9 protein-coding genes, 1 tRNA gene and 4 pseudogenes are annotated in these 10,171 nt (G+C 35.5%); 5 read left to right on the top strand and 9 right to left on the bottom strand.

Annotated elements, in window-relative coordinates; all coding sequences use genetic code 11:
• The first annotated feature begins 353 nt into the window (after positions 1 to 353).
• Positions 354 to 1,199 (top strand): DNA/RNA non-specific endonuclease, encoded by an 846-nt coding sequence (locus FJR37_RS24430; protein ID WP_052149774.1) that lies wholly within the window; start codon positions 354 to 356, stop codon positions 1,197 to 1,199.
• On the opposite strand, the gene FJR37_RS24425 is transcribed toward FJR37_RS24430, so the two are convergent.
• The 3 genes and pseudogenes from FJR37_RS24425 to FJR37_RS24415 all read right to left on the bottom strand — a co-directional run.
• Complete coding sequence (locus tag FJR37_RS24425; protein WP_039200396.1) at positions 1,196 to 1,576, bottom strand: nuclease A inhibitor family protein; 381 nt, start codon at positions 1,574 to 1,576, stop codon at positions 1,196 to 1,198. The two genes, FJR37_RS24430 and FJR37_RS24425, sit on opposite strands and share 4 nt — an antisense overlap.
• A 112-nt stretch (positions 1,577 to 1,688) precedes the next feature.
• Positions 1,689 to 2,292, bottom strand: a pseudogene (locus tag FJR37_RS24420) (DUF4351 domain-containing protein); the annotation flags it as partial.
• A 144-nt stretch (positions 2,293 to 2,436) separates the two neighbouring features.
• Positions 2,437 to 2,810: pseudogene (locus tag FJR37_RS24415) on the bottom strand (hypothetical protein); the annotation flags it as partial.
• 409 nt (positions 2,811 to 3,219) lie between these two features.
• Between FJR37_RS24415 and FJR37_RS24410 the strand changes: the two are divergent.
• Positions 3,220 to 3,363, top strand: coding sequence for a hypothetical protein (locus FJR37_RS24410; RefSeq protein WP_217355381.1), 144 nt, complete (start codon positions 3,220 to 3,222; stop codon positions 3,361 to 3,363).
• A gap of 473 nt (positions 3,364 to 3,836) precedes the next feature.
• Here the strand turns inward: FJR37_RS24410 and FJR37_RS27900 are convergent.
• Positions 3,837 to 4,433: pseudogene (locus tag FJR37_RS27900) on the bottom strand (MAE_28990/MAE_18760 family HEPN-like nuclease); the annotation flags it as partial.
• A 49-nt stretch (positions 4,434 to 4,482) separates the two neighbouring features.
• The gene (locus FJR37_RS24400) at positions 4,483 to 5,589 is read right to left on the bottom strand and encodes a DUF262 domain-containing protein (protein ID WP_168467355.1); all 1,107 of its coding nucleotides are present in this window, start codon (positions 5,587 to 5,589) and stop codon (positions 4,483 to 4,485) included.
• Between the two features lie 129 nt (positions 5,590 to 5,718).
• Between FJR37_RS24400 and hpnA the strand changes: the two genes are divergently transcribed.
• The 3 genes from hpnA to FJR37_RS24385 all read left to right on the top strand — a co-directional run bounded on the left by hpnA (position 5,719) and on the right by FJR37_RS24385 (position 8,267).
• Positions 5,719 to 6,705 carry a hopanoid-associated sugar epimerase gene (hpnA, locus tag FJR37_RS24395; RefSeq protein WP_039200389.1) on the top strand — a complete coding sequence of 329 codons (987 nt, stop codon included), beginning with the start codon at positions 5,719 to 5,721 and terminating at the stop codon, positions 6,703 to 6,705.
• Positions 6,706 to 6,986: 281 nt separating this feature from the next.
• Complete coding sequence (gene hpnH, locus FJR37_RS24390) at positions 6,987 to 8,006, top strand: adenosyl-hopene transferase HpnH (protein WP_039200388.1); 1,020 nt, start codon at positions 6,987 to 6,989, stop codon at positions 8,004 to 8,006.
• 188 nt (positions 8,007 to 8,194) lie between these two features.
• Positions 8,195 to 8,267, top strand: a tRNA-Ala gene (locus tag FJR37_RS24385).
• A 61-nt stretch (positions 8,268 to 8,328) separates the two neighbouring features.
• Here FJR37_RS24385 and FJR37_RS24380 read toward each other — a convergent pair.
• The 4 genes and pseudogenes from FJR37_RS24380 to FJR37_RS24365 all read right to left on the bottom strand — a co-directional run.
• Positions 8,329 to 8,481, bottom strand: a pseudogene (locus FJR37_RS24380) (3-phosphoshikimate 1-carboxyvinyltransferase); the annotation flags it as partial.
• 20 nt (positions 8,482 to 8,501) lie between these two features.
• The gene (locus FJR37_RS24375; protein ID WP_168467353.1) at positions 8,502 to 9,308 is read right to left on the bottom strand and encodes a hypothetical protein; all 807 of its coding nucleotides are present in this window, start codon (positions 9,306 to 9,308) and stop codon (positions 8,502 to 8,504) included.
• Positions 9,309 to 9,325: 17 nt separating this feature from the next.
• A complete protein-coding gene (locus FJR37_RS24370; protein WP_168467354.1) occupies positions 9,326 to 9,706 on the bottom strand; it encodes a type II toxin-antitoxin system PemK/MazF family toxin in 381 nt (126 codons plus the stop codon).
• Positions 9,700 to 9,927, bottom strand: coding sequence for a hypothetical protein (locus FJR37_RS24365; RefSeq protein WP_039200385.1), 228 nt, complete (start codon positions 9,925 to 9,927; stop codon positions 9,700 to 9,702). The genes FJR37_RS24370 and FJR37_RS24365 overlap by 7 nt, the downstream gene beginning before the upstream one ends.
• Positions 9,928 to 10,171 lie beyond the last annotated feature (244 nt).

Genomic DNA, 10,171 nt, shown 5'->3' with positions numbered 1-10,171 from the left:
TTATCCTCTCGTTCTACACGGCGATGCTCCAAAGGAGCCGCCGTAGGCATCGCTACTTACAGAATTATTGCTCCAAAGCCTATACTGTAATGAGTTGCGAACTTTTATTCTCATTTGGCGGAAAATTTCAATTAGTCCGCGATTTTGGTAGGAATTTTTCATCTACTCCGCGACAGATTTTCACTTTGTCTGCGACAAGGTAAGTTAGAACCCTGATTATTCCGTTGAAATTTTTTTCAATTAGTCTGCGAACCGACACCGGCAGATACCAAAAGATTGCACAAGCAGATTGCCATTGTTGACCTAATTGCTTTACAGTTTGTTTAAGTGTTTCAATAATAACCGAGTAATTTATGATCAAGTTTATAAAAGTCCTAAAAGTCCGATTTTTAATTAGTTTTGCAATTGGGCTACTGATTTGTTCACCAGCACAAGCACAAACTTTAGAATTAGAACCAGAATTACTTGCTAGAAATATACCATCGGTTCATTTACTGTTGGGTAATCCCAGTCAAGCCACAACCAACATCAATAACCCTGATAATGACTTGATGATAAAACCCCAGTATGTACTGTCTTACAATCGCAGTAATGGTACTCCTAATTGGGTAAGTTGGCAGTTAAATAAATCATGGTTTGGGGATGCCCCACGTCAAGATAACTTTAGACCAGATAACACATTACCTGAAGGTTGGGAACGCATTAAACCCACTGCTTATAATGCTTCCGGGTATGATAGAGGTCACGTTGCGCCATCGGCTGATAGAACCCGCACTATTGAAGATAATACAGCAACTTTCTTAATGACTAATATGATGCCCCAAACGCCTGATAATAATAGGAATACTTGGGGCAATTTAGAGGATTATTCTAGGGAATTAGTAGCACAAGGCAAGGAACTTTATATTATCGCTGGACCTTATGGTAGTAAGGGGAAATTGAAGAATTTAGTCACAATTCCCCAATCTACCTGGAAAATTGTTGTAGTTTTGGATAACCCCGGTACTGAACTCAAGGGTATTACTGCTAATACTCGTGTTATTGCTGTCAATATCCCCAATGATGAACAACTGGATAATAATTGGAGGGTTTATCGAACCAGTGTTAACAACATAGAAAAACTAACAGGGTATGATTTTTTGACCAATATTTCTCCCAATATTCAACGGGTGATTGAAAGCAAAATTGATAATCTTTAGGTTTCGATAACTTTTGTGGAAACCCCTGCTATACCATCAGGGGTATTCCCGATAATGTAAACATCAATTTCTTTATTACCTATTTTGTAAACCTGTAAATTTGTTAAATTAGTTTTTAACTGATTTACAAAATTCTGAAACTTTTTCACAGTGGCTTTTTCCTCATCTTCGTGCCAATCTTCTGCGGTTACAGAGTTTCTAAAGAAATCATCAATTTCCACAAGTTTAACAGTACCTTTAAGTCCAGTTTTTTCTAATACTGTGGCTTCATTTAATTGTCCAGATTCCCATGCGAAAACCTCAAATGGGTATTCTGATTCACTGGTCATCAGTAACCCGTCTGTGGCTTGCTTTAATATGTTTGTGATGTTAGTCATTTTAGCGTTCACGAAGTGTAGTGTAACTATCCCTAATAATTTAATTTTCTCTAATCCCAGTTTCTCAGTTTTTAGTGTTCCCCACAATTAATGAAAAGTGGGGTTGTTATTTCTAGGACTCTGGTTTATTTTTTAACCATTGTTCTAAATCAATGATAGAGGAGAAATCCAAGAGTGCTTCACCGAGTAATTCTAATTGCTCAATTGATAATGTCCGAATTGTCTCAATGAATGATGATTCAATTTCACCAAATCGCCGATTTAGTTGTCGGAAAATCAGTTGTTGTTCTCCCTTGTTCTCCCTGCTCTATTCCCCTTTCTACCCCCCGTTCCATTGCTAATTCTTCTGTTGGACTAATGAAAGGCATTTGATTTTCCTCCTCTAAATGTTTAATTTTAGCGACTAATCCTCGTTGCAATTCTTTGGGTAATGTCATCATCTTATCAATGATTTTAAAGAGTTTAACAATTTGTTCTTTTGTTAATCCTCTATCATAAAGTCCTCTAATTAATGTCCATTTCCACTGTTCCCGTTCTGCTAAATTCCCTGTCGTGGCTTTAGTTTTTAAATGCGCCATTACTATGATAGCAAAGGGATTATCACTTGATTCTAGTTCATTCCACCGTGATTCATAGTCTAGTAGTTTAGCAATGGGGAACTTCAAGCTTAATTCGCAATCTAACATAGCTTGATGATAACTGTTAGGTCGCCAAGTGGGACTTGTATCAATACTGTTCGGTTAACGAAAATTTCCACGTAAACAACCTATTGTATAAAACCAACAAATCATTGAAAATGTTGGGTTTCGTTCCTCAACCCAACCTACGTATTTTTGTTTTTTAGTCTTAACCGAACAGTATTGGGACTTGTATCACCTAAAATTGCCAAACCAACAACAAATTTATGATAAAGGTCAAAGGCACGGTAATTATAAATGTACATCCGTTCTTCAAAGTCAACATCATATTGACTCTGAATTTCAATATGAATTAAAATCCATACTTGTGTTTTATCCAATAACCAAACTTTGTACAGTTTATCTGCAATCCGTTTTTCAGTTGATGATGAAGCTGTAATTTGTTGTAGTTCTTTATCTAGTGATTCCGGTGGTTTTGTCCAATCAATTGCTTTATAAGCCACAGGAAAGAAGAAGGATAAAAAACTATCAAAATATTCGTTTAATGCTTCTTTCCAGGATTCGTCATAATTTGCAGTGATTTCATTTTTGGTCATAAAATGCTATACTAATAATTGTTATTACAACTTCGGTTTCTCTACTTTAATTTGTTGATAAGTAGTCGGACAAAATTAAATTCACTCGTTGAGAGAGGGAACAGGGAACAGAAAAATCAATTGTGTAATTAATTCTGTCCCATTACTTATTTACCTAATATTCTAGCCTAGAATAGTTACTTTTTCATAAATACTCTATATTTTAACTAAAGTAAAAACCTATTTTTAAATACGGAGAAGTTTGGCTCTACCGGACTTAGTATGCTAAACTGGAGGGAACAGGGAACTCTTAACTGGGAACAGGAAGAATGTCAAAAATTCATACCCTTAATCAGCAACGCCGGTATTTCTAAATGAGCAACTTGCAACTATCCGCGACTTACTCCGCACCAATACCAGCGAGTGGACAGTGGAACAAATTGCGGCTCAATTCAAAAATGGTGGAAAATACAAAAATGCCATTGCTGAAAATCTAGAAAGATTAGAATGGTTTGGGATTTTAATCTGTCGAGAAACAGAATCAACCAAACGCTGGCAATATGTGGAAACATAGAGAGGATCAAGATCCCCGACTTCTTGAAGAAGTCGGGGATCTGATTTACAGGATTTTAGTCCCTTCAATTTTTCAGGACATCAAAAAATTAAAAAAATTAAATTTTGAAAAAAATTCGTTTTTTGGGGTTCAACCCTGTTGACTTTTCCCGCGAGATATGATATTTTTATAATGGGAATGCGTGCCTTAGTAAAAATTTTGCTTATGCTCCATTATATTTATATATCTATAATACCACGCCGGCAGCGACCCGAACCCTAAAAATAAAAAATTTTTTTCAAAAAACTTATTTAAAGTTTAAAATCAATAACTTTAACTTATGAATTAATAGAAACAAGATCGTGACATATAATGGTGTATGGATAACGGGTTACTAGTACAGGTCGGCGGAAATAAATAGACCATTCCAAACTACTGGAAAGCTCATTGTATATTCGTTTTGACTTTTGACTTTTGACGAACGCCTTGCGGTACTAGTTTTTCAAAAGAAAATCTTCATTACTAGCAGCATTTTCTATCCGACTACGAAATTCTTCTAGCATCTCCATAACCATTGTCTGTAATTCTATATATTGTTTTCTATCAATTGTCAAGGAATCTTCACCATGTGCAATTTCGTTTCTTGTCTTTAAAAGTTTTTCATCTATGAGTTTAGATTTAGTGGAGTCAAGGGAAAAGTCTATTCCCAGGGTATGAGTTATTTCTTTTAGAATTTCCGAAGACAGATTAGATGCAGTAGAAATTGGATTTTTGGGTAAAGAACATCTTTCATCTAACTGGAAAAGAAAAAAATCACAAACAGGTATATATAATGATGCTTTATTTGTCTCTTTTGCCTGTTTGAGTTTTTCTTTCATTGCCAAGGCTAAAAATTACTAGAAAGTTGTCCATATCGTAGTCTTTTGGTTCTAATATATTCCACATAAGAGTTTCCTGCTAATTTAACAAAACCCTCCCAATGAGCATACAAAATACATATTCCACTGCGAATAAATACATTATGCCTTAGAGGAGAAACATTTTTTAATTCTATCAAAGATTTTATTTCTGAAAGTTCCTTTTTTCTCCAAGTAATATCAGTTGCCAGTCTCATATTTAAGTCTTCAGGAGTTTGGATGCTCATACAGGAGAAAATACTCCTCTACCCAGGAGAATAAGATGGGGTAAACGTCTTGCACCTACGCCTGGACGAGACCACTTTTTATAAATTGGATTTGACCAAATAGTTTTGATCAAATCAGATATTTCATTTGTTGGAGGTATATTTTCATAGTTGTATCCAATTCCTAATGCTACTACCTCAAATACAGATAATAGAAACCCGCCCAGAAATTTATCTTGTTCAGATTGATATCTTTTGAAACTATTATCCCCTGTGGTTTGATTAAGAATATCAAATGTTGTCTTAAATGCTGTTTCTATATGGCTATAATCTAAGTTTTGATTAAGAGCCATTTCGCGCATTTTCTCTGTTAGGAAAACGTTAACATCATCACCCAATTTTTTAATAATTTCCACATCCTGATCAAATAGCAGAATAAACCGCAATACTAACTCCATATCATACCGTTCTTCCTGAAACCTATCACTCAAAGAAATACAGTTTTTGAAGGGTTCATAGTCGGCAAGTGATCTCATCAATTCATATAAATTTCTATTTAACATTAAAAGGATACGATTTCTTACTTCTTGAAGTGTGGCAATAGATCCTCCTGTATGGAGTCTCTGAAATAGCTCATATTTAATCATTTCATCGCTTTCTTTTTTGACAATACTGACAGGAATTATTGCTCGCCTAATTAATAAACGTTGTGTTTGAGTTAAGGAGTTTATAGTGTCATTTGGGTCATCCCATTTTTTACCTTCTAAAGAAGGTAAATATGTAGTTTTTTGTAGAGCGACTGGCTCTGTATTTTCTTCTTGTTCATTTTTTTTAAGAAGATCCGTAAATTCATATATTGTTGATAGTCTTTGAACACCATCTACAACATCCCAAACACCATCATTTCTTTGACTAACAAAGATTGGGGGAATTGGTATGCCTAATAAAATTGATTCTATAAAAGCTGATTTTTGATGTTTTGACCAGCGAAAAAATCTTTGAAAATCTGGATTAATATCAATCTCATTACTCTGATAAAGACTCATCCATTCGCCAATAGACATTGAGTAACCATCTGTCTGAATCTCTTGCCTTATTTTGTCAATTTCTTCTTGTAGGGACATAGTTTAAAGTGATATAAACTTTAGTACATAAGACTATCCTATCATTAACTGATTACACGAAAACAAAAAACTTTGGTAACTTACCCAGATACATAGATAATTAAATTTTGAGCAGTAAGGGGTGATAGAATGCGAGTATTTGTAACAGGTGGTACAGGGTTTATTGGTTCTCATGTGGTGCGATCGCTTTTACAGGAAGGATACCAAGTGACAGCCTTGGTACGTCCTGATAGTAACCTGAGTAACTTACAGGGTTTGGCGGTAGATATTGTCAAAGGTGATTTGAATAACCCGAATATCTGGGAACAGATGCAGGGTTGTGAATATCTGTTTCATGTCGCCGCCCATTATTCCCTGTGGCAAAAAGACCGAGACTTGCTTTATATTAACAATGTAGAAGGAACGCGCAATATTTTAGCCGCAGCCCAAAAAGCGGGAATTGAACGTACAGTTTATACTAGTTCCGTTGCCGCTATTGGTGTGGGTAAATTGGGACAGGTTGTAGATGAAAATTACCAAAGTCCCGTAGAAAAATTAGTGGGGGATTATAAAAAATCTAAATTCTTAGCTGAACAAGTGGCAATATCTGCGGTGAACCAAGGTCAAGATATTGTGATCGTTAATCCTAGCAGTCCCATTGGACCCTTAGATATTAAACCTACGCCTACGGGGGAGATTATTCTGCGGTTTTTGCGGAGAGAAATGCCCGCTTATGTGGATACGGGGTTAAATTTTATTGATGTGCGCGATGTAGCCAAGGGACACCTATTAGCTTTACAAAAAGGCAAATCAGGCGATCGCTATATTCTCGGTCATCAAAATCTTAGCCTTAAACAACTCCTAGAACAACTCTCCCAAATCACCAATTTACCAGCACCACAAACATCCATCCCAGCTTGGATACCCCTTACAGTAGCTTGGGTAGAAGAAAAAATCCTCGCACCACTAGGGAAAACTCCCACAGTTCCCATAGATGGAGTCCGCATGGCACAGCAACCAATGTATTATGATGCTTCTAAGGCTATCCGCGAATTAGGTTTACCTCAGTCACCCCTGAATATAGCTCTCAAGGATGCTGTAGATTGGTTTGTGTCTAATGGTTATGTGAATAGGTGACAGGTGACAGGTGACAGGTTACAGGTTACAGGTGACAGGTGACAGGTGACAGAAATTAATTACCAATGACCAATGACTAATGACCAATGACCAAAGTTATGTGAATAGGTGACAGGTGACAGGTTACAGGTTACAGAAATTAATTACCAATGACCAATGACCAATGACCAATGACTAATGACCAATGACTAATGACCAATGACTAATGACCAATGACCAATGACCAATGACCAATGACCAATGACCAATGACCAATGACCAAATTGAGGAGTGTTAGTTTCATGGCAATTAATTTACAACAAGCAATAGATATAGGTAAATATTTAGTTACACAACGCTTATTAGGGCGGAAACGCTTCCCCCTCGTATTGATGTTAGAACCCCTGTTCCGGTGTAACCTAGCTTGTACTGGTTGCGGTAAAATCCAACATCCAGTAGAGATCCTCAAGCAAAATCTCACTCCCGAACAGTGTTTTGCGGCTGTGGAAGAATGCGGCGCACCGGTTGTTTCTATTCCCGGTGGCGAACCCCTCCTACATCCCCAAATAGGTGAAATTGTTGAAGGTTTAATTAAACGCAAGAAATATATTTACTTGTGTACTAATGGTTTATTACTAGAAAAGAGTCTTGATAAGTTTAAACCTTCTCCCTATCTAACTTTTAGCGTCCATTTAGATGGAATGCGAGAATGGCATGATAAATGTGTAGACAGAAAAGGCGTTTTCGATACTGCTGTCCAAGCAATTCGCGCAGCTAAAGCTAAAGGGTTTCGTGTCGCTACTAACACGACCATTTTTGAAGGTTGCGATATTCAAGAAATGCAGGGGTTTTTCGATTTTCTGGAAACCTTGGGTACTGACGGGATGATGATCTCTCCTGGTTACAGTTACGAATGGGCACCAGATCAAGATCATTTTCTGCAAAAAGAACAAACCCGCGCTTTATTTAGAGAAATTCTCTCACCTTACACATCTGGAAAAAAGAACTGGAACTTTAATCACAACCCTTTATTCTTAGATTTTCTCATTGGTGAAAAAGACTATGAATGCACCCCTTGGGGTAGTCCTAGTTATAGTGTTTTAGGTTGGCAAAAACCTTGTTATCTATTGAATGAAGGTTACTATACAACCTTTCAGGAGTTGTTAGATAAGACTGATTGGAGTCAATACGGTGGCGCTAGTGGTAATCCTAAATGTGCTGATTGTATGGTGCATTGTGGTTATGAACCGACAGCAGCGATGGATGCAATGCAACCGAAAAATATTGCCCGTTCTCTAACCACTGTGTTTGGTAAAGGGTAAATATAGCGATTATCTTAGGGGTAGCGCCCCCGTGCCTACCCTATTGTGAGAAGATTTGTCTGATTCACTGCTTAATATTTCTTAACATAACTCTCTTGACTGAATTGACATAGATTGACATATAATCACAAAAGAGACAACTAAAAAAACTAACCAATAAGCCTTTTTGCTTACTGAATTAGGATTTCGGGGTTATAGCGCAGTTGGTAGCGCACCTCAATGGCATTGAGGGGGTCAGCGGTTCGAATCCGCTTAGCTCCATGCAAATTATAATTAATACTTTGGTGGTTGTACCAATGGCGTTAAGGGCAGCGATCGCTCAACTCATGGCAATGCGATGATCTGTATGGCTATCTACTTCCGCACCGACTAAGGGAGTACCGCCGGTGATTTCCATCCCGTCGGGTAATTCGCTGATTTTTGCCCCCATTTTATTGAGTTGTTGTGCCATCACAGTAATGCGATCGCTCTCCCTATGATGCTAACATTTTCGTATTAACAACAAGTTCTCACATATTCTTGAAAAACTGGAGACAATTTAAACAGAATTTTATCTTCTTTGATTTTGGTTACTAAATACCGTTGTTGTAAAGATTGTAAACCATTATTAAAATCAACTGAGGATAAATTTAAACTTTGTCTTAATTCTTCTCTAGAAATAGGGGTTTCAAATTTACTTAGTTCTAATACTATTTGTTGTTCTTGGGGTGATAGGTGGTGAAATGTCTCGTAAAAATGAGACTGCATTTGATTGGTAATATGTAAAGTATTTTCAGCTAAAAAATCAGCAACTTGATCATCATAATTTTTATTGATTAGAATACTAATACTTTTTAAATAAATTAAATTACCTTCATATAATTTGATTAATTTTAACCAACTATCCTTATTTTTTAATCCGGTATTTTTGAGAATTTCTGGATTATCTAAACCTGATAATTCTAAAGATTTAATAGGATATAGTTCTTCATCTAAACATTCCATTTCTGGACATTGTTCTTGACTAATTAATATGACGCTACTTTGATGTTGGGTTTCTGTAATCATTTTGAATAAGGTTTGATAATCTTGATATTCTGGTTGATATTTTCCCGCGAATTGACTAGGAATAAAGATATTTTGTAAATCATCAAGGATAATTAAACATTTTTTATTTGTGAGAATATCAAATAATTGTTTTAATTTATCATTTATTGTTGGTAATGAGTCTAATTTGTGATCAGTATTAATAATATTTACAGGAATATCTAAATGTAATATTCCCTCTTGACCAACATGAGAATTTAAAGTTATTGTTTCCATATAATTAATTATTTCTTTCAAAGTTCATCAATAATTTTTTCTGTTTTGTTAAAATTAATCCCTAAAATTACAGATAATGCTTGTTCTAATTTAAATAAATAATCATCTTCTAAATGACCAATAATTTTGTTAATTCTTAATTTATCTATTACTCTAATTTGCTCACATAAAATAACTGAATCCTGTTTTAAGCCTCCAGTATTAGCAGGTATAAATACATGAGATGTTAAAATAGTTTGTCGAATTTTTGAAGTCAAAGGTACAATGATTGTATGAGGACTGACTTTATTAGCTTGATCTATTTGTACAATTACAACTGGTCTAATTCCTGCCTGTTCTGTTCCTCTAACTGGATTAAGATCACATAAAACAATATCTCCTCTTTTTAAATCTACCACTTAATTTCTCCTTTTGCCAATCTATCTTCATAATCTTCTAAATTAGGAAGATAATCATTAAAATCAGATTCAGCTATTTCTAAAGATTCTCCGACATTTGGATATAGTTTTTCATAACCATTAAATAATTTTCTTTTAGCTAATTGCTCAAATAATAAATATTTTTCTTCACCAGAAAGAGACTCAATTGATTCCACAATTTTATTGATGGTTTGATTCATAAAACATCTCCTATTGTTTATGGTCTTGATATTATATCACATTTTCATTGAATATTTTGGAGATAAAATGGGTTCATTGACTCTACTGTTGTGCAAAGGATGCGGTTCTAGCTGTAGCAGCATTGAGTTCAAGATTAACAAGATTATCTAACTCAATTTGTATTTCTGGCGGAAGTTTCTGTTCCTGATCTCGTGCTATTCTCCAGATAGTCATTAGTTCGGATAAACGTTGTTGTTGATCTTC

Source organism: Aphanizomenon sp. UHCC 0183 (assembly GCF_009712065.1).
In the GTDB taxonomy this organism is placed as follows: domain Bacteria; phylum Cyanobacteriota; class Cyanobacteriia; order Cyanobacteriales; family Nostocaceae; genus Dolichospermum; species Dolichospermum heterosporum.
Note: the sequence above shows the minus strand (reverse complement) of the source record. Positions and strands in the feature narration are given on the sequence as shown.

Bases quoted from the DNA above. Each gene is read 5' to 3' on its own strand.
- FJR37_RS24365 (WP_039200385.1), bottom strand. From the start codon at position 9,927: ATGAATCAAACCATCAATAAAATTGTGGAATCAATTGAGTCTCTTTCT.
- hpnH (WP_039200388.1), top strand. From the start codon at position 6,987: ATGGCAATTAATTTACAACAAGCAATAGATATAGGTAAATATTTAGTT.
- FJR37_RS24425 (WP_039200396.1), bottom strand. From the start codon at position 1,576: ATGACTAACATCACAAACATATTAAAGCAAGCCACAGACGGGTTACTG.
- FJR37_RS24400 (WP_168467355.1), bottom strand. From the start codon at position 5,589: ATGTCCCTACAAGAAGAAATTGACAAAATAAGGCAAGAGATTCAGACA.
- hpnA (WP_039200389.1), top strand. From the start codon at position 5,719: ATGCGAGTATTTGTAACAGGTGGTACAGGGTTTATTGGTTCTCATGTG.
- FJR37_RS24430 (WP_052149774.1), top strand. From the start codon at position 354: ATGATCAAGTTTATAAAAGTCCTAAAAGTCCGATTTTTAATTAGTTTT.
- FJR37_RS24375 (WP_168467353.1), bottom strand. From the start codon at position 9,308: ATGGAAACAATAACTTTAAATTCTCATGTTGGTCAAGAGGGAATATTA.